Below are 21,616 nucleotides of genomic sequence, written 5' to 3'. Positions count from 1 at the left end.
AGACAGTAATTCTATTACAAACTATTAATACTATTGAAAATAACATTTGGTTTATGACTTAGCTTCTCAACTTTGAAATCAGGCCTTACTGATATATATTCATTTTTGTCATTAATTATATAAATTATAGTTTTATCGGTATTTATGTAAACACTATCTATTTTATTTACTATTACTTTTTTCACCTTAAAACTATCTTTACTCGTTTTATCCATAATAAGGATTGCTTTCATAGTTTGGTCTAGATATATGCTATCTTTTAATTGATGTAGTGAAGAATCATTGATATTGTCGGGAAAAATTTTATTACAAGATTGGTTTAGAAGTCATGTTAAAATAGCTATTAAATATAGTTTTTTTACTGTCATAATTTTATTAGTATTTATCCACATATAATTAAAATGAATATTAATTGTTGTTGTTTCTAATGGTGTAATTGTCTTACCTCTATTGAAGGAATCTTCGTCATTTCTTGATATTCCAGAAGACACAGTGTATTTATCAAAAACATTTACATATAGCTTATTTTCCCGTTTTTGTATATAATAAACCATACCTCCATGCCAAAATGATTGATCAGCTAATCCTTTAAAATATACGAAAATGCACTTGTGGAGATGTTATTCAGAAAGCTGATCCATGCTGTTCCATCTTCCCAAATCCGGCATATATTGTCTCCATCCATAATCAAAGAACCCTGTTTCCTGAAGCTCTTTCCCAGATGGTAGTTGTACTGGTAAATATAGCAGTTTTTTTTACATGGAAATGATAAAAACCACTGTAGCTACAGTGGTTTTCATTCGTTTTTAGTATGATTGTAAATCACTTTAATAAAATAGATGGAATCTACACAATAGATGGTGTTATTTTTTGAAAATCCTATAAATAATAGGGCTTAATCCAACTGAAACCATTAAAAAAAGTCCCAAATTAGATATATTCAATTTATTAGGAAACAAAATCATTAACATAAACCATATTATCATTATACCAATCATCACGTAACCGTATATCTGAGCAAATTTTGTATTATACCAACTGTATTCGACAATTAAATTGTTACTTCTATTTTTGTTCTGAAATTTAATAATATCCATAAAATCTTCCTTGAAATCTAAATAATCACCACTTTCTTTTTTAGGAATATTTAAAAAAATTTTATAGGATTTAAAAACTAATCTGCATCCATAAAATTGTTCAGTTTCACTAAAATTATAATTACAAATATCAATTAAATCAATTTTTCGACTATTAAAATAAATATAATTATTATCTAAGGATATATTGTATGTATTTATACAATTATTCTTTATCAATATAAAACTAATACTGGTCAATATAAAAAGTACTATTGCAGGATAAATCTTGGGGTTATAATAAATAGAAGTTAATATTGTAAATAGCATTACTAAAAGAAAAGAAATAGACATATACAACATCAGTCTTTTTACCGAAAAGTTTTTTAATTTATATTGTTTCATTTAAAAATTATTTATGGATACCATATTGTAGACTTTCTGCCAATACTCTTATCTAATTGATCGCTAACTCCAAACATATAGTCTACAACTCCATAAACTGCCATTCCGGCAAAAAACTATTATTACTAATTGACCTTTATATTATTCTTTCTATTTTCAACTCGTTCTTTCTCTATTTCTCTTTGCTTAAAAATTCTTTTTCTACTAACTTTACCTGTATAAATTACCAGACAAAGAGTAAATAGTACTATTATTAAAAAATAATAATAGTACTTTCTATTAATGTCATAATATTCATTGAAATCCCGAAATCCTTCTCTGTACAAGTAGTAGGCGATAAAGACACCAGTAATTACCCAAACTAAAATATAGAGTCCTCCAGAAAGTGAGGTGTAGTTATTATCATAATATTGGCAAAATAAATCATGAATACTTATTGTTAGAAGGGCAATTATAACTAAGAAAACCGCAAATGTGGAAAATTTTGCTATCGATTTTCCTTCTTTTCTACAATAAAACGTATAAATATGATAAAATAATAACCTTATAAATCTGATCATCTTAAAATGCTGGTTTTCCATTATTATAGTAAGTCTCATAAATTGTCATTCCTGCAAAATAGCCTATTGATACCCAGGCTGTGGCAGGAAAGAAGCCGGCAACTCCCATTACCCCATCAACAATTGCCCTTGTATCAGAAATGTTACCTTTATTCCATTGATAAACAGTGTTTGCGATTCCTAAAACACCAACTGCCTTTCCAGCAACGCCAAGAACTTTGGAAGCATTCCCCAATGCCTTAGCAGAAACAGGTAGTTTTGTACTGATAGTCTCAGCAAAAATACGACTTTTCGCTATACTTGAAGATGCATTCCAATTTGACAACCCCTTCTCAGTTATTGTAGAACTAGCCTGTATGATACCGGCTATTGATGTAACTTCCCTTGGGTGGTTCTGAATCCAATTAAAGGAATTTTCCGTATAAGAACTAAAATGGCTCTGTATTTGGTTTCCCCAAACGGAACTATTTTCTGTAAATTTCAACATATTTAATTGACCAACACCTTTAATCCCTGTATTCGGATCATCATAATCTGTCCACCATTTTAAGGTGCCATTCTGATTAACTAACTCTGCTGTTCCTCCGTTTCTAAACGCCGTCATAATATCAGTATAGGCCTGTGTTTTTCCAAAAGCAGTATAATTTCCATTACCCACGTTACCTTGTTCAGGATAACCGGTTGCATAAAAAGGCTTATAAGAACCTCCCATAAAACCTGGAGTTCTTCCTGAGGTATCAATACTCCCGTCTTCTCTGAACCATCTTCCATCTACATCAAATCGTGATACAGGGTTGCCTGCAACATACGCAAAAGGACTTGTGGAGAGATATTTTTCAGAAAGCTGATCCATGCTGTTCCATCTTCCCAAATCCGGCATATATTGTCTCCATCCATAATCAAAGAAACCTGTTTCCTGAAGCTCTTTTCCATTGTACTTATAAGAATAGAAGCTTGTAAATTTAGAAGACTGAGTTCCCCCAATATGATTGAGCCCAAAAGGATAATAGTTATTGGTGTCTATTGTCTGAAGAACGCCTGCGCTGTTTTTGGCAAAACTTACCCTGGTATTTCCCAGATGGTCGTTGTACTGGTAAATATAGCGGTTTTCCGTGAAACTGTAAAAGCCTTCTGCTGTAGCTACAAAATCCAATGTCCATACTGGTTTTCCGGGAAGAGGTATAGAAGCTGCTTTATAAGCCTGCTCTTCATAAGCAGAATTGGTTTTACATGACAGGCATAGAGTTCCCATACCGTTATCAAAAAGCCTATACTGGAAGCCATCAAGATAATCTGTTGTCGTAGTGGTTCCCACATCTCCTGACCTAGCGCTGTAATAGGTTTTTCTCAACTTCGTTCCGTCTGCCCGATATAAATGGTTTATACTGATGTTAAAATTAAATCCCAAATTACCTCCACTATGACTAATATTAAGCTGATTGGGAAGATTCAGATAATTGTAATTAATAGACTGGATGCCTTTATCCTTCATGTTGATCATATTCCCGTTCAGGTCATAATCGATGAGATTGTTGCCACCTTCATAACCTGTAGTATTCAATGCATTTTCTACTACTCTGTTCAGACGGTTTCCGGTATAATTGTACACCAGATCATCTACCTGAGTTGCCGTATTTCCGGTTATCGGGAAGGCATTTCTTTTCAGGGTTTTGATATTTCCGTTCAGGTCATAGGTTAAGTTTTCATTGAAGTTATTATTAAACGGATTGGTAGCATTAGGTTCAGAATAAATAGCATCTTGCAGCCTGTTGAGGTTGTCATAAGAATAATTATATCTTTTCAAAACATTTTCTGAAGCGTTGTTCCAATCAACTTCTGTGATATTTCCATTAAATCTTCCCGGTGCAACTTGGGTATTAATAGGGTTGGTATATCTCATTTCGTACCCGAAGAGTTTACCGTTAAGATTCGAAGGGTCGTTAATTCTCGTCAGCCATCCCCGGATATTATAGGTGTAATCTATGCTTTGAAGGGGAGACGCAGTATCTGTTCCTCCTACTTTCTTATTTTTCAATTGTGAAAGTTCGTTGTATTCATTTTGAGCCAGTACCTCTTCGGGGTTATTGTCAACCTTGTGCTTATGAATAATCATTCTGTTTTGGCTGTCATAAGTAAAAGTCTGGGTGATCACTTTTTCGGTATCCGATATTAATCTTTTATGATAAACCCTGGTTTGTTTTGCCAATCCTACAAAATCCAGTTCAGATTCTGTCTTGGTATAACCTCCCAAATGATTGATAGAGGAGGTTCCGATTGCTCTTCCTTTTTCATCATAATAATTGTAGTTTTTTGTCCAGTTATTATCCTCGATATTTCTCACATACGAAGCCAACGGAAGGCTTTTTGTGTTTTTAGAACTTGTGCTTTGTCCCGGTTGTTTCAATGTATTTTGGCCTATGACAGATGAAGGAACTTCTGCACCTGCAGGAAGTGTGGGATAAGTGTCATAATAATTAACTGACAGGATGGTCATACTTCCTGTAGGAAATGCCGTTTTAGTGTAATAAATATTTTCCCCATTTTGTACAATAGGAGTGGTGTCATCCCTTTTTTCATTGTTCCCGGGATTGGCAGTCATGCTATTAACGGCATTCTGCATAGCAATCCTGGTTGCGGTGTTGGCAAAGAAGCCTGTATAGGCCACTCTTCCGAATTGATCATATTTGGAAAACATCCATCCTTTGGCAGCGAAACTATTAGTGGTTATCCCTAACAGGGCATCCTGAGAAAGAACCAATCTGTCCTGTTTATCATACACCATATACTCCCAGCCTTTTCCGGGAAGTTTCTTTTCTACCAGTCTGTTTTTACTGTCATATTTGTATTGATAGCAAAGGTTGTCTATTACAGCAGCATCCAGAGTTCCTGAAGAAGCCAGCGGAGGAATTACATAGGTAAGGAGTTTATAATCATTGTAAACATAATAGGTATCTGCATTTCGAGAAGTACTCATTACTTTTCTGATCAACACTGTTTGTCCTGAACCGTCTTTAAACTCTACGGTTGTATTTCCGTCTTCATCAGTAACCGAATTCTTGATCAGTTGGCCCGCCTGATATTCTGAAGCCGGCTGGAGAGTATTATTATAGAGCTTTTCTGTAGGATTCCATGCGGTAACAAGATCATATTTTTTGACATGATCAGGAGAATTGTTAAGGTCATAGCCAAAAGCAACGGACTTGCTATTCCAGTCATTTCCTACCTGTTTTTGCTGTAAAACCCTTTCCAAAGGAGAGTTATCCAATATTTTTTCGGAATAGATCTTTTCTGCTCCGTATATGGAAGAGGCGTTATTTAAAGGAGATGTGTAAAGGTCTCCGTTCTGTGTTCCCGATTGTGGAATAGGAAGATAACCTTTGGTCTGTCTTCCCAGGTCATCATAAACAATTGGGGTAACTATATCTTTTCCTGTAGGAGAAGATTTCACATTGATGACCTGTTTAGGTCTTCCCAAAAAGTCAAAATACTGGACGGTTTCTGCTTTTTTTATGCAGTCTGCATCCAGGCAGGTTGTACTTTGTATATAGTTTTCTGTGGTTGTTTGTGCATTGAATAATACCGCTACAAACAATATGCTGAATATATTTAATATCTTTTTCATAATTGATAACAGTTAAGAGATAAACTATGGGAACATCGGTAAAATAATTACTCATTACCCATTACTTATTACTCATGAATTATTGTTTGTAGTTGTATTTATATTTTTTTAGAACTTTTCCATTTTCATCAACAACCTGATCCAGTCTGTTGGCGTTGTCATACTTGTACAACTCACGGATTCCGGAAGGTGGTGTCATGCTTTTCATACCAACCAGAGGATCATATACGAAGGTGGTAATCTGGTAACTGACAAGATTGGAATTGTTTCTGAATGTATCAAGAGCTTCCTGAAAGCTTTTTTCCGTTGCCTCATTCACATCACCATCAGATTTGACAACAATATCAGCAATATAAGGAGCAACCTGGCCGTATGCTGCACCTTCAATTTTAGCAATAGGCTGGGTTTTGTGATATCCCCAAACTATGGAAACAGTAAGCCCATCCTTGGTGGTATACTGCTCCAGGTTTCCTTTTTCATCATATTGATTGAAGATGACTTCAGAAGCCAATATATTTTGAGAATCATAGGAAAGAGCAGAAGAAGGGAGTTTATTAGCCGCATTATCATATTTTGTTTCAGACTTTGCGATTAATTTTCCTGCATCAGAAGCATTTTTCTTTACTAAAGAAGTGGTTTCCAAAGGAATTCCGATCATGTTGGCAGTAATCAATTTTTGATTATTTTTATCCAGGGCGTATTGATAGGTTGTCTCCTGGATACTTCCGTCAAAAGAAGTTACCCTTTCCAGGTTCGGCGCATAGTTATTAGCATTTTTAATGACTTCTTTTTTAGTCTCTGCAACTCCCGAATCGAAGTAGTTTCTCGAAGTAACTTTATCTTCTTTTGTCCAGACTGTTTTTACTTTGAAAGCTCCGCCCGACAGATAATATTCAGGCCCGTCAAAATCCTGGATTGTATAATCGTAAATATCTTCTGATACTTTCTGATTGGAAGCATTGTAAACTTCAGTCTTCTCGGGTAAACCTCCCCTTGTTAAATTATAGTTTGGCCAAAAATTTCCAATAGCAGGCGTATCCTCTTCAGGTGTTCTGAAGTAATATTTGGTATAGCCTGTATTGTTACCCTGAGAAACCTTTACATTTTTATAAAGCATACTTGGCGCAGCTGCGGTCATTCCATCATTTACAGAACCACCGTCTACAAAATATTGACTTGATTTTGTAGGGTCATTAAAAAAATTATAATCATATTCTTCTATCCGTGATGCAACAGATGAAGTGGTAATATTAGCAGCCGCTAAATCAAAATACTTAATATTTTTAATACGAGGTACTCCTCCTTTTAATTCCACTTTAACTTCTTCTTTAATCGGTGGACCATCCATCGTAAATGCATGAATAACTATAGGCTTCTGTAAGTGAACAATGCCGGCATAAAAAAGTTCAATATAGTATTCTCCGGGCTGGAAGTTTCTGACCTGTATTAAGTTATATTCTGTATCCGGATCTGTTGCTCCTATTAATACTCCCAAAACATGCGCTATCTGAAAACTGTTTCCTTCCTTTTTATAAATGTTAATTCCCCAACTGCGGCCATTGAGTACGCCAACATCTGATGCGTCGATGGTAATTTCTTTAGGCTCATTAATTGTTAAAAAAAACTTCTTTCCTTCAGAATTTGTAAAACTTACATCATCATACAAATCACCAAGACCAGGTTTGGTATTTACAATAGTATAATAGTAAGGAGGGAGGTCAAAATTATATTCAATAGCACCACCTGATGGCAAATGAACTCTATGCAATACATTTGAGTTAATAATATCGTTTTCAATACCACTGAACAGATCTTTATAATCAAACTTATATTTTTCAATAATCTCTCCAGTGCTATTCACCTGACTAAATGAATTTAAGTTTCTATATACAGGATATGAATATTCGAACGTATATTTTTTTATAAAAAGATTATCGGAATTTTTTAAGACAATATTATCAATACCAAATTTGTCATTTTTATTATCTATGCCTGCCTTTTCAGAATAATTAATAGTTATTGTTCCCTTATCTTTTATTTCTATACTTGAAAGTCTGTGATTTTCAGATTCTACGGTAGTCGGATGTCCTATGACATAGGTAATATTATTTAAGTAATTGTATTTTACAATTTCCTTATTGTTTTCATCAATTATTGAAGTTAAATAATATGCACTTCTATACGTTAAGTCCGCATATATATTTCCTGTATTTGGATTAATCCCAGCCAGTACTCTCATTGGGGAAATATCATATGTTTTAAACTCATATGTAATGCCCAGGCTATTTGTTATAGTATAAGAATCTACAAGTAGGCCTGATATATTAAGAGGTCTATTAATCTTTATAATAGAAGTGTAATCTGATAATTTTACAATTTCAAAAGTATTGGTAATGCTATCCTTTTTTATTTTGAATTTTCCTGATTCTCCCGGAATACTGAAATTATAAATGTCATTATATGCATTTTTTTTATACTGGGGAGAAAAGATTGAGCTATTAAAGCTTTCATCAAAATCTCCTATAACTTCTCTGGAAATAACTCCTTGTCCAAGCATTGACCATCCTTTACCTACATTACTGGTCCATTGATCAAGGAAAGTATTTCCGGCATGATAGTTTAATCCTAAGCTAATATTTACTAGTTTATTATTTGTCGGAATGTTAAATAAGGGATATGATATATTAGGAATTCCTGTTTGTATAGAAACTGGATTATTATTATATGTTGCTAATGATGATGCAGTAGGGACAGGTTGTGTAACTCCTGCATTGAATGCTGAATTTTGGCTATAAAATGTATTGCTTATCAAGAAAGAGATCAACAATAAAAAGATTTTTTTCATTGGTTATTTTTAAATTAATTTGGCGTTAGCCTTTATTAGTATGCATTTTAATAACAATCATATAAGCGTACTGAATTTTGGTCTTCATTATCTTATACTTTGTTCTCAAACTTTGCAATTGCTTTGTTTGTTATTCGTAGAAAGCTTTGTATATCGAATTGAACTCCCTTGTTGTAAGATGCTGCTGATTAATTGTTGTGGTGGTTTGTGATAAAAGAATCCTTTGTTTCGGATCTCATATCCTTTTGTCAAACCGGTTCCTGCGCGAAGCTCAGGGTTATGCACGTAGTAAATGCACTCATGTAGAGTTTTCTCATCTATTTGTGTTTAAAAGTTAATATTAGTTTTTATTATTACAATTTTGCAAACTTAACATTTCTTGGTGATTTTTTGAACCGCAATTAGTGATATTTAATGTGAATTTTATTACTCATTTATCCTATCTTTAATTTTCTACTGCGCAAGATATTTCTACAAAGCGACAAAGCCTGTCGTGTTATCTTATAAATTTGAATTTTTTAGAAAAGGTAGGAGGAAAACAGGAAATTAATGATTGAGGGTAAAAAAAATGATGCTGCTGTCAGTATTGCGTCGTTTAATTAATAAAAAACCTCTATACTTCTGGTATAGAGGTTTTTAAATTTTTAAGGTTAACCCTTAGTGGAGTTGGAGGCTCTATCTTTTTAAATCTGTTAAAATCTTAATTAATTTATAAATGCTCTGTATTAAAGCGTTTAAAATGTTTTTAATTAAATTGAATTTATCGAAATTAAACTATATTTGAATTTTTTGGGTACAACTTTGGGTACAACTTTAAATTTGAATCATTTTAATTATGGCATCAGTAAGTTTTTTTATTAGAGGAAAAGTAGCAGATAAGGAAAGTACAATTTGGGCAAAGTTCAGAGATAGAGATATTGATATTCGTGTACCTGTTCCATATCTGAACTGTAAACCGAAAGACTGGAAAGATGGTAAGTGCAAAATACCTTCTAAAAAAATGCACAAAGACGATACAGAAACTATTAACACACGTTTAACACAATTGGAAGCAAATATTATTTCCAGTTATACGGAGGATAAGCCCGAACTAGATTTGAAAGAGTGGCTAAAATCAATCATTGAGCATAAAAGCTTAAAAGTTGAAAAAGCAAGTTATTCGGATGATGTTGTTTCTTTCATAGATATTTATATTTCCCTTAAAAAAGATAGTATTACAGAATCTACTGTTAAAAAAGCGAACGTAGTAAAACAATTATTACAAAGATATACGGATAGTAAAAGTAAAAAGACTTTCAGGAATTTGAAATTTAAGGATTTAGATAATAATTTCAGAATTGATTTTGAAAAATATTGCCAAAACGAGGTTTATAAAGTTTCAAATACTTACAAAAATTTAAAGTTCTTAAAAATGGTGTGTACTGTAGCAGAATCTTTTGATATTGAAGTACATAAACACACTAAGAATTGGAAGTTTGAAGTCGAAAAAGTAACAAGGAATGACCCGAAGTCAATATATTTAACATTTGACGAACTTAATAAGATTGAACAAGCAGAAATGCCCCATGACTATTTGGATAACGCTAGAGACTGGCTTTTAGTTGCTTGCTATACAGCCCAACGTGTAAGCGATTATTTAAGATTTACTTCCTCTATGATTGTGGAGGATGCTGAAAGTCAAAAGTATTTAGAATTTATACAGCAAAAAACAGGAGCTAAAATGAAAATCCCTTTACTAAAGAAAGTGCAGGAGATTTTAGATAAAAGGGATGGGGAGTTTCCACGAAAAATATCAGATGTGAAATTTAATCTTTATATCAAGGAAGTCTGTAAAATTGCTAATATTGACGAAATGATTTATAACGGAAAAGTAATGTCAATAGAGCGAAAAGGAAAGCCCAAAATTACCCGAAAGGTTTTTGGGGAATTTCCGAAATACGAATTGGTTACTTCTCATATTGGGCGTAAAAGTTTTGCTTCAAATTTCTATGAAAAAATTCCTACAACTTATTTGCTTAATTTTACAGGACACACTACAGAAAGGCAGTTATTGGCATATATCAACAAAACAGAAGTCGAGAAAGCCAAGTCAACTGCAAATATTTTTAATAGTTTAGGGTACTAATATGAAAAAACATATAGATGTTAATACAAAATCAGGTGTAACGCTTGATTTTATTGTATATGCGGTTACAGCAAACTTACCATATAATTTACATGGTATTGGTGGTTTTTTCTTTCAGGATTATAACTTAGTGAATAAAGCTGAAAATTACAGTTCAATAGAGCAAATCAAAAAGAATATTAAACAGTATTATCCTGATATTACCGATGAAAATGAAAGAAAATTTATTCGTTATTCATCAGAAGATATGTTTACTTTCCATTGGAAAGGGTTGTTTCACGAGAAACAAGGCTGTACTGATATAATAAAAGATTATTTTGAATACCTACATTATTTTTTAGATATAGACGAGATAATTCGTGAGGATTTCGAGTATGTAGATTTTAGTGAAGTAAATACTTTACTAGACCTGTATACAACGGAAGAGATAGAAGATATATTATATGAAGTCAATTACTATATAATAGAAGAGGGGATTTATGATGATGAAAGCCAAGAAAGAGACCTTTTTGAAGAAGAAAATTATAGAATTAAACTAGCATCCTTAAAAGAAGATTTTGAAGATTTTATTTCACTACGCTATATATTTCCGAACACGTATATCAGTTATTATGCTTCGCAAATTCATTTTTTAGACCAAAAGACAAGTAATAAAATGAGACGTTTTGTGAGAGAAATTGATGCTCTTACAAATTCGCCTTTAATTAATGAAGTTTCAACCAGTAGTAAATACTTAGAAACTCTAATATCCGAAAATGAAACTTTATGCTATAAACATTCATTTGATACCCCACAATTAGACGGTGTTTTTGAAGAAACAATGCCGCTAGTCATATTTTATGATACATTGTGGAATTATCTAAATATACTGAAAGATTCAGGTATTTTTCAGTTTACATATCTAAATAATATCTATCAATATAATTATTTAGAATTAGACGATGAACATTGTTTATATGGAATGAAATTAAAATATCTAAATTTGAAATTATATGGTGAGGATGAAGATTCAGACGAAGAAAGTTTAAGCGAAAACTTCACTTACTTTATCAAGGAAAAAGAAAATTTCATACAGTATCTAAAAAGAAAAAACTTTACAACTCGTGAGATAAATATTATTTTAAATATTTTATCAGAGAATAGGTACAATTCATTAGATATAAAAAGCCTCAATACAGCGCGTGATATTTACTTTTTTAGAATTTGTTATTTTTTCCACGTTTTCGATTATTTTACAGAAGTTGAAGGAATTATATTTGATTCAATTGTTTCGTTTGAGCCTATAATTAAGTTTAACTCTCAGAACAAAAGAGAAAATAAACAGCAGTTCCTTAAAAATTATATTAATATTAATAATTCTGAGCACAAAGATTATCCATTTACATTAAAAAAGACAGAACTTTTCTTATCAGAGATTGAATATTCATTAGGAATTAGTAGGGAAAAACTAAAAGCAATTCCTGAGATTAAAAAATATTGAAATTTTTATTACTGATAATCATGTGGTTATATCAAGTTAAGTAAAAAGTTTTTTCCCTATTTTTTCCCTGTTTTCCCTATTTGAAACTTTGCATCATAATAATAACACAAAAAATTATGACAAATTCAGCCATTCAATTGATGCAAATAGATATAGAATCTTTTGGTCAGTTTATTCAAAAACTAGTTAGGGAAGAATTAGAAAAAATCATTCCTACACAATCAGAGGAAAAAGAGTTTTATACTCGTGAAGAAACAGCAAAGCTTTTAAATGTAAGTCTAACGACTTTATTCCATTGGAATAATGATGGTACATTAAAAAATACCAAAATCGGCAACAGAGTGTATTACTCAAAAGATGAAGTATTTTCAAAACTGAAACAAGTTTCTTAATACAGCGAGAAATTCTTATCAATCCAATTATTTCTTAATCATTTACCACACTTTTAATGTTTAATCAAAGCACAGTCGAGTATTGTGTGTGTATCTCTTGTGCTAAATTTAAAATAACAATTATCATGTCAAATACAATTCAATTATTAGGTCAAAGCTATAATGTACAATATCACTACAATGATTTAACAACTATTTCGGAACTACAATCCTATCTTACTATTACAGATTTAAATAGATATAGCCAGTTAAAAGAAGATATTGAAAAAAACGGAATTAATGACCCGATTTTATTTTATACCACTGCAAACGGAATCAAACTCGTTATTGACGGTCATGTGCGTTTAAAAGCTTGTATTGAGCTTAAAATAACAGATATACCGACAAAAGAAATTCGAGAAGATTTTAAATGTCTGGAAGATATTCAGTTTTGGATGTTTAAAAATCAATGCCAAAGAAGAAATCTTACACCAATAGAAAGATTGCAGCTAGCATGTTTATATGAAGAAACTATTGAAAAAAGGGCAAAAGAAAATCTTGTCAAAGCAGGCAAAGGTGAGACTATAGATGATAAAATAGATACTATTTTAGAAATAGCCAAGCTTGCCGATGTTAGTAAAGCAACAGTTGCCAGATACAGAAAGGTTATAAAAAATGGGTCTGATAAAATTAGGGCAAAAATGATAAAGGGAGATGTAAGCATTACATCAGCATATATGCAGACACAAAATAGTCGAAAAAAGAAGAGTCTGAATCCTGATGTAAAAACAGATATTCAAGAAGATGTGCAACAAGAGCCAGAATTAGAAAATTTGCAGACTGAAATTTCTGTTGAAAAATATGCAAATGATATTAATACAGGCAGACATCTTTTAGTAAATAATGAAATTGAATATTTTATTGTAGCTAAAGATGAAACTAAAGTGAAAGATTTCATATCTCAACAACCAGGTGCTAAATATAAGCTTTTCATATTAGAGATTTAGCCTTATCTCTAAAGATACAAGGCTGTAACCACAGAATCTTTTTCCTGTTACACCGCACAGACACTGCGAACGGGTAAAAAACATCTTTTTATTATTATGCCGTATAATAACTCTGTGTACATAAATTAAGCCCCTAAACGTCCCAAAAATCAACTAAAACATTTTCAATAACAAAATCCCCAAGACATTGCAAAAAAAAGCTGTGTACAGCCCTTGTTATGCCTTTTTATAACATAATTATGAGCGAACGTTATATCTTAATACCTAAAAGTCTGACTCTTGAGCAAAGACTGTCTAAATTTCCGCCTGATTTTGAATTGAGCAACGATTATTGTCTTTATTTTATCTCCGAGCTTATTAAAGAATCATCTTATCAGAATCAAAAAAAGAATGATTTGCCGTCTTCAACCAAATTTTTTATACCTCGATGTTCACAAATCAATCAATCTATTTACAAAGATTCAAAAAAACATTTAGATTACCTGTATAAAGATTTTTCAGGTGAAGGTCGGATGTTGTTTAGAAAAAATTATGAAGAAGATAAATGTTATTCTTATAATCTGCCTGAGTACTATTGGGGTGATGGTGAACTAAAACTCGTTTGTATTACTGAAGAAGACCTTATAGATAATATCATAAAATATGACAAGCCTCAAATTGATAACATAGTCCGAAAACGTTTCAATTTTACAATTAACTACTTTGATATTAGCCGTTTTGAATTTGATGCTGAACTAGCTTTAAATGAACTTTATCTTAAGTATCAGCAGACTGGAAATTATGCGAAGTATCTTAAAAATGCTGTCAGGATTATGAATTTTAAAAATGGTTACTTTCCTTTCTGGCATAAGCCTAAAACGGACGGGAGATTACATACCGCAATCACACAGTTTCCTAAGACTTGCAGAAAATATCTAAAATATGACGGTGAAAGTCTGGCGGAAGTCGATTTATCGTCCTCAATTCCATTCTTTCTGTCTTATGTTCTCTCTATTCCCACAGATACGGATACAGCTATATCCGCTAAGGATGCCGTACTATACGCACAGTTACCGTACAGTGAAGACATACTATATCATTATATGTTAGCGGAATCTTCGGTAATCCCTTCTATCAGGGAGATAGCGGATTTCGCAGGGTTGATTCAGAATAACCGACTTTATGAGTTTTTTATGGATGATTTTATGAACTTAGATAATTTTGAATCAAATTTTGAAAATATGTTCCAAAGACCTTTTGACGGAGATACGGACGAATTAAAAAAATACAGTAAACGAAGATTATTATCAATGCTCTTTGCAAATACTAAGTATTATGAACAGGAACAATCTGTTTTTTACCGCCATTTCCCAAGTATACATGATGTTGTCAAAAAGTTTAAACAGGCGAAATTTAGGGATTTTAAGAAGTCTAAACGACATAAAAAACTTTCTTTTATGCTGTTTCAATTAGAGTCTCATTTTATGCTGAATATTATTGCACGTGAGATTAATAATAAATTTAAACGCAAAATTCCACTGTTTACACTTCATGATTGTTTGGTCGTAAAAGAATCAGATTTAGACCAAGTTTATGAATTGATGCATGAAATATTTATGCGTGAAATTGGTTATGCTCCAAATATGACCCAAAAGGTTTGGAAGTAGGGTTTTATTGTGATTAATATATTTACACTCTAAAATAAATATTATGAGTGAAAAACATCACATTGAAAAAATTAGTAGTTACAATGACAAGATTTCTATTTACAATTTAGTCTACAAAAAATTCAAGTTTAAATGGTGGGTTCGTATTATTATTCCGCCATTAATACCAACGGTAGCATCCTTTATACTCTTATTCTGTCAAAGGGATTTATGGATTCTTTTGACTTTTCCTCTTATGGTGTTCTTTAGTGTTGTTTCTATCAATTATATGATAGGACGAGTTGAAGTCGTCATTAGAACCTATTACAGCTATGCTTTGAATGATAATAACAAGTATAATTATGATTCCTTTTTGGAAATACAAAAACAGGAACTATTTAATTTATTGGGAAATACTCTGACTAAAAAAGATAATTTGCTTTTTCTGATTGATAAACTTTCTACACAACAAAACAAATATTCTTACGGGCTTTCAGTTCAAACAGTAGTAATAACAATTTCAATTATTACAGGTAGCTTTTTATCTAAGTTTTTAGATTATTCGTCAAATATGCAAGATTTTTATGATGGTTCAAGGATTCTAATTTCTGTTTTACTCCTAATAGGATTTACGATAATTATTGTTGATATTTTCTTGGTGAAAGGTTTTGTAAAGCAATATATAAAGAATAGAAACAGATTGGTAAGGACATTAACTAATATTTACTTGGATAAATATATTGAGTGATTTTTAGCTAGTGCTTTAAAATGATTGGCTTATTTGAGGATTTTGCGTATTTTGCAGAACAAGTTGAGATTATGAAAAAACTTTATATTTTCCCTATTTTTCTGTATTGTTTATCTTTTGGGCAAGAGAAAAAAGATTCTTTAAATTCGGATTCTAAACATTTATATGAATTTAAGTTCCGTTGTTTTCAGTTGCCAGGCTCAAAATGTCCTCAATCCTTTAATTCAAAGGATGATAAACCCAAAGGAACTAAAAAACTTGATATAAAGCAACCTCCCAAAGAGGAAGAACCAGAGCCATCAGCTTACTACATTTATTCTAAACAAGCCTAAGCGATAAAAAACATAATTGGCTTTACTATTACAGTAGAGCCAATCATTATGTTATTAAAAACTTTTAGTGTCAACAAGCGAATATTATTCTATTTTAAATCCATAAAGCCATTCGTTCAATGCACCGCCTGAACTTTCAAGTCCAATTGCATCCATAATTTTTTCAAAATATCCACAGATATATTCTCTATCCTCTGTATCTAGGTTAAAACTATCAAATTTCATTAAACTTTTTTTAATTAAATTCTGATACTGTTCATCAGTGAAATTATTTTCTGCACCTTTTGAAAAATCATCAATAATGTTATCCAATAAATCTGATAAAGATTTTTCATTCGATTTATTTTCAAGTCCCGTATACAGACCATTTGAAACAAATTTAGGTTCTGTCTTTAATTTTTTTAGGTTTTGAATTTCATTCATTGTTTTGTCAGAGCTTTTATTACAGGCATAAGTAGTTAGTGTAATTAAAGACAATACAATAAATCTATATGCCAAACTTTTGTTAAATATTTTTGTCAATTTATTTTGATTTAGATTACACCTTTTTCTTTAAAGAAATTTTCAACATCTGTTTTAAATCTTTCTTTATCAAAATCTTGAATTTTTTTTGGGAGTTTGTCTAAATGACGAAAAGATTCTAACAATTTTTTCACAAATATTGATTTACTATTTTCATCAGAAGCATTTACAAACTCGTCATATAATTCATAATCAAACTTAATATTATAGCCATATTTTTTGACTATCTCCATCACCTCTCCTGTAAGACGGTTTTTAGTTTTTTTATAATCAATGTATTTAGGTTTGTTTTCTTTATACCAATCTTCATATCCTGACTTTGTTTTTACACATAGAAATCCAATCAAAAAAGTTTCTATATCACTTCCATAGTTTTTATTTTTTAATAACTCTTCTAAATTGTTTGATATATTTTGAACTATATCAGATTTTTTATTAGAGTTAGTATCGGTATGTTGTACTATTGCAAAATTCATAAATTATCTAAATATTTTATTTCCTGGGGGTAAATTTCCATTTTGGAAAAAGTAATTGTAAATTTTAGCTTTTTCCATCATTTTTATTTGTCTTTGAGTTCCGCTAAATTCATTAACTTGTTTAACGCCTGGACCTATTGATTTTAACTCGCTGTCAGAGTATCTATTTTGTGATGTTGTTTCTCCATACTTCCAAACATCACCTGCATTAAGATGTGTTGTTCCCGTAGGTGCTGAACTTCCTGAACTCATAACAGGATATTCGCCGTCAGCTGTAGCTCTTAATGAATATTGAGTTCCATTTGGTCCTTCAGGTTTTTCATCAATTTTAGACATTTCATAATCCAATTTTTGGATTAATGCACCTGTCAAATATATTGAAGCAATCCCCGCAGCTATAACGTCCGCAGGTACATCTTCTGGACCACCACCTGCTGTTATCGTCATTCCTGCTGCTGTAAGACCTTGTTTTGCCAATTTCCCCGAAGTGTCAACCGCATAATCTGCGTAGTCTTCTCCAACTAGGACCTCACTACCATTTTTAAGAATGAATCCATGCTCACCTAATTGATAGGTATTGCCATCAGTAGCGGTATATGTAGCCTGTTCACTGTTTGGTGCTATATAGGTTGCTCCTGCTCCGTATGCCTGTTCTGCATCTGCTTGGCTTGTCACTCTGCTATCATAAAAGACACCGTTTTGAGTTCTTACCCAATCGTTATTACTTCTACCATCTGGGTCAATATATCGCAAAGGATTATTGAAAGCATACGCAAATGGTGACCATCTTCTAGTTGTTTCTGCGAGAGGGTCAATTACTCCCCATCTTACAACATCATTCATATATAGCCTAGCACCAAAGTCGTAAAACCCTGTTTCCTGTAATTCTTTGCCTCCGAACTTGTAATTTTTGAAGCTACTTTGCCCAAAGAATGAGTTTCCTGTTTTCAGGTGATTCATTCCGAATGGGTAATAATCGTTATTGTCTACAATTTCAAGAACTCCTGCGCTGTTTCTTGCAAAACTTACCCTTACATTGCCTAAATGGTCTTTGTATTGGTAAATGTATTGATTTTTGTTGTAATCATAAAATCCTTCCGATGTTGCAAAAAATTGTAAATCTGGTGTTTTTAAATTGGCAATAATCCCGCCACCGCCAAAAGGTGGGTCAATCGTTGGCTCAATAATTCCGATAGGTGTAAATGCTTGTGGCTCAAATGCACGTTTTGACATCATTAAAAGTTCTGAGCTTCCACCTCCGCCCCCTGTACTACTTGATGTGGATTTGAAATATTGGAATCCATCTAAATAATCAGTTGTTTGTACAGTAGTATCTGTTCCCGCAAAACCAATTGAGCTTTTAATATTCTCTTTTCTTAGTTTTGCTCCGTCAGCACGGTATTTTGTATTAATCTGTGTAGTAATTTGGTCAAAGCCAATATTTACAGTATTAGGCAAATTCAAATGATTATAAGCTATTCCTGTAATCTGCTTATCCATCATGTTTTTCATATTTCCGTTCGCATCATACTCAATCGGAAAACCTGTTGTACCCTCATATCCTGTACTGTTACCGCTATTATCTTTGATTCTGGTAGCTTGATTTCCGTTATAGTCGTAAGCGAGATTATCAATTACGGTAGCCGTATTGCTTCCATATTCCATTACAGATGTTCTGTAAAGATTTATTACGTTCCCGTTCAAATCATACGCTAAAGATTCAATGTTTTCTTTGCTGTATGGATTAATTGGATTCTGATAATAACCTGCTGTTAATCTGTTTAATTTATCATAAGCATAGCCATATCTTTTTGGTGTTAAAGACGGATTTGCACCTATTGTTTCAACGGCTCTCCAGTCCACTTCTGTAATGTTCCCGTTATATCTCGGAATTACATTTTTACCTGCAAACTGTGTCGGGTCGGGATTTTCTATTCCGTCTCTGCTTGTGTATTTAATTTTATATGAAAACAATTTACCGCCTAAATCAGGTGCGGTCATTTGATTTTTGTTAATATCAGACATCCAACCTCTGATATTGTAGGCGTAATCAATGCTCTGTAAATTATTTCCTACTTTTTTATTAACTAATTGTGAAAGTTCATTGTAGGTATTATCTGCCAATAATTCCTCTGGGTTACTATCTACCTGATGATAATGTTGTTTAAGTCTGTTCCCCTCGTCATAAACAAATCTTTCTTTGACTGTAACTCCTGCTTCATCTGCTTTTCTTGCATGATATGTATAAGCTTTTAACGGATTTCCTGTAAAATCTAGTTCGGTTTCCGTTCTGGAATAACCTCCCAAATAATTTATTGAATATGTGCTTACAACCCTACCTCTGTCATCATAATAATTGTAGTTTTTTGTCCAATTATCATCTTCAAGATTCTTAACCATTGTCATTACCAAAAGGCTGTTTGTACTGTGGTTAATGGTTGCGGGATTATTTGGATTGTCTGTTAGAATATCTGCTCCAAATACAGTGGTGGGAAATGTTGGATTGAAACTGTATGTCGGATAGGTATCATAATAGTTTACAGTTAAAACCTTTTCGATTGAGCTTAAAAATGAGTTGCTGTAAAATATTCTCATGCCACTGTTGATAAATCCACCGTCTCTCGTTTCTTTAACAACTATATCTTTAGCCTGATTTTGTAGTGTAACTCTGTTTCCACCCGTCATAATAGCTGTGTAGGCTAAGCGTCTGAAAGAATCATATTTGAAAACTAGCCATTTATTTTGCTCTCTTTGGTTCGCATCCTGTGAAGCTACTAATTTGTCTCCCTTATCATAAACCATGTATTCCCAACCCTTGTTAGGTATTTTCTTTTCAACGAGATTGTCTCTGCCGTCATGTCTGTATTGATAGCAAAGGTTGTTCAGTACATTATCTGGTATCTGTGTTGCTGGTGCTAAGTTTTTGATTGCTTCTGACGCACTAGGCGGTACAACAAATGCTAACTGATTGTATTCGTTATAGATATAGTAAGTGTCCGCATTTTCTGTGTCGCTCAATACTTTTCTTACTAGAACTACCTGACCTTTGCCGTCTTTGAACTCAATGGTTTTATTTCCGTCTTCATCAGTAACGATGTTTTTATATAATTGAGCTTTTTTATAGTAGCCGTTCAGGGAGTTGGTGCTGTTGGTGACTTTTAGAACTGATAATGTTCTACCCTCAATATAATCGGTAGTAGTTTCATAACGTCTCACTTCATTATCGGAATTAGCATCATAATCCATTTTTACAGGTTTGTTGCTCCAATCATTACCAACCTGCGTGAGTTGCTGTAACCTATCTAATGGTGAGTTCTCCAACTGCTTCTCTGAATAAATCTTTTCTGCTCCGTAGACTGATGAAGCATTTCCTAGCGGATTGGGTACAATATTTCCGTTGAGTGTGTTTGACTGTGGTACAGGTAAGAAATCTTTGACCTGTCTGCCAAATCCATCATATTCGATGTGCGTAACGACATCTTTTCCTGTGGGTGAAGCCTTTACATCAACAACCTGTTTAGGTCTTCCTAATCCATCAAAATACTGTACTGTTACGGCTTTTTTAACACAATCTGCATCAAGGCATTTTGTAACCTGTACGTAGTTTTCATTGGAGGTGGGTGTTTGTGCATAAGTACATAAACTTATCAGCATTCCTATGAATGCGAATAAGGTTCGTAATAGATTTTTTTTCATAATTACTTGCGATTTTTTACATATTAAATTTTTATTTGGGCGACAATTTAGAAAAAATCATTGGTTCAAAGCATAGGTATTTTCCCTGTATTTTGAATTATTATTTTCCCTTTTTACAAATCTATATCTGTGGGGCGACAAAACTTGACGTATTTTTTTTCTCCAAATTTTCCCGATTAGAGTGTTTAGGTTTGTTTAAATGTGTGATATAAGTAAGATAAAAGTTATAGTATGTATTGGTACTATCTTGCAGATTCTTTGTTAACCCCTCTTTTCATGGGTGTTTACAGAGATTGAAAACATAAGCCCCAACCAATAAGGTCAAGGCTCAATTTTACAGTAAATATCCGCTATAAATGTATTGCCAATTATTATATTTGAGATTGATTATGGCATTTTCACTTTTGCTTATCACAAACGTTATCGTACATTTTTTACCGCTTGAATCAACACAATAATAATCCTGCACCAAACTATCATCAATATATTGTGTTGGTTTAAAATCAAGGATTCTGTATGTTTCCTGTGGACTTGAATGTACTATGATTCTTTGTTCATCTGCATTTATGGTTACTGTAACGGATGTTTTCTTTAATCCGCTCCACTCAGTCCAATATCCGCCTTTGTTCTGCCTGTACTTCACATATTGTGTCTTCATCTGGGATTTTTGCCCGAAACAGATTGCAGATACTAAGAGTAATACAATTACTAATAGGTTTCTCATAG

The 21,616-nt window shown here is 32.5% G+C and carries 14 protein-coding genes; 7 read left to right on the top strand and 7 right to left on the bottom strand.

What is annotated here, in order from left to right:
- Positions 1-863: 863 nt before the first annotated feature.
- The 3 genes from EG342_RS02455 to EG342_RS02445 form a co-directional block, all read right to left on the bottom strand.
- Complete coding sequence (locus EG342_RS02455; RefSeq protein WP_103291870.1) at positions 864-1,481, bottom strand: hypothetical protein; 618 nt, start codon at positions 1,479-1,481, stop codon at positions 864-866.
- 561 nt (positions 1,482-2,042) lie between these two features.
- Positions 2,043-5,663, bottom strand: coding sequence for a DUF6443 domain-containing protein (locus EG342_RS02450; protein WP_103291872.1), 3,621 nt, complete (start codon positions 5,661-5,663; stop codon positions 2,043-2,045).
- A 79-nt stretch (positions 5,664-5,742) separates the two neighbouring features.
- Positions 5,743-8,508, bottom strand: a complete 2,766-nt coding sequence (locus EG342_RS02445) for a hypothetical protein (RefSeq protein ID WP_103291873.1) — start codon at positions 8,506-8,508, stop codon at positions 5,743-5,745.
- Positions 8,509-9,343: 835 nt separating this feature from the next.
- On the opposite strand from EG342_RS02445, the gene EG342_RS02440 reads away from it, so the two are divergent.
- The 7 genes from EG342_RS02440 (at position 9,344) to EG342_RS02410 (ending at position 16,196) form a co-directional block, all read left to right on the top strand.
- A complete protein-coding gene (locus tag EG342_RS02440; protein ID WP_103291874.1) occupies positions 9,344-10,633 on the top strand; it encodes a site-specific integrase in 1,290 nt (429 codons plus the stop codon).
- A gap of 1 nt (position 10,634) precedes the next feature.
- On the top strand, positions 10,635-12,113 hold the full coding sequence (locus EG342_RS02435; RefSeq protein ID WP_103291875.1) for a hypothetical protein: 1,479 nt from the start codon (positions 10,635-10,637) through the stop codon (positions 12,111-12,113).
- 116 nt (positions 12,114-12,229) lie between these two features.
- Positions 12,230-12,505 (top strand): helix-turn-helix domain-containing protein, encoded by a 276-nt coding sequence (locus tag EG342_RS02430; protein ID WP_103291876.1) that lies wholly within the window; start codon positions 12,230-12,232, stop codon positions 12,503-12,505.
- 125 nt (positions 12,506-12,630) lie between these two features.
- Positions 12,631-13,491: a ParB/RepB/Spo0J family partition protein gene (locus tag EG342_RS02425; protein WP_164465144.1), complete on the top strand. Its 861-nt coding sequence runs from the start codon at positions 12,631-12,633 to the stop codon at positions 13,489-13,491.
- Between the two features lie 239 nt (positions 13,492-13,730).
- Positions 13,731-15,137 (top strand): hypothetical protein, encoded by a 1,407-nt coding sequence (locus EG342_RS02420; RefSeq protein ID WP_103291878.1) that lies wholly within the window; start codon positions 13,731-13,733, stop codon positions 15,135-15,137.
- A gap of 43 nt (positions 15,138-15,180) precedes the next feature.
- On the top strand, positions 15,181-15,864 hold the full coding sequence (locus EG342_RS02415) for a hypothetical protein (protein ID WP_103291879.1): 684 nt from the start codon (positions 15,181-15,183) through the stop codon (positions 15,862-15,864).
- Between the two features lie 71 nt (positions 15,865-15,935).
- On the top strand, positions 15,936-16,196 hold the full coding sequence (locus tag EG342_RS02410; RefSeq protein ID WP_123868017.1) for a hypothetical protein: 261 nt from the start codon (positions 15,936-15,938) through the stop codon (positions 16,194-16,196).
- A gap of 84 nt (positions 16,197-16,280) precedes the next feature.
- On the opposite strand, the gene EG342_RS02405 is transcribed toward EG342_RS02410, so the two are convergent.
- The 4 genes from EG342_RS02405 to EG342_RS02390 all read right to left on the bottom strand — a co-directional run bounded on the left by EG342_RS02405 (position 16,281) and on the right by EG342_RS02390 (position 21,614).
- Entirely contained in the window at positions 16,281-16,718 is a 438-nt protein-coding gene (locus tag EG342_RS02405; RefSeq protein ID WP_103291881.1) for a DUF4844 domain-containing protein, read from the bottom strand.
- Positions 16,719-16,729: 11 nt separating this feature from the next.
- Positions 16,730-17,194: a hypothetical protein gene (locus EG342_RS02400; RefSeq protein ID WP_103291882.1), complete on the bottom strand. Its 465-nt coding sequence runs from the start codon at positions 17,192-17,194 to the stop codon at positions 16,730-16,732.
- 3 nt (positions 17,195-17,197) lie between these two features.
- On the bottom strand, positions 17,198-20,890 hold the full coding sequence (locus tag EG342_RS02395; RefSeq protein ID WP_103291883.1) for a DUF6443 domain-containing protein: 3,693 nt from the start codon (positions 20,888-20,890) through the stop codon (positions 17,198-17,200).
- 334 nt (positions 20,891-21,224) lie between these two features.
- Positions 21,225-21,614, bottom strand: coding sequence for a hypothetical protein (locus EG342_RS02390; protein ID WP_123868016.1), 390 nt, complete (start codon positions 21,612-21,614; stop codon positions 21,225-21,227).
- Positions 21,615-21,616: the final 2 nt, after the last annotated feature.

The sequence above is a fragment of the Chryseobacterium lactis genome (genome assembly GCF_003815875.1).
Lineage (GTDB): Bacteria > Bacteroidota > Bacteroidia > Flavobacteriales > Weeksellaceae > Chryseobacterium > Chryseobacterium lactis.
The sequence above is the reverse complement of the archived record's forward strand: the minus strand, read 5'-3'. Positions and strand labels throughout refer to the sequence as shown.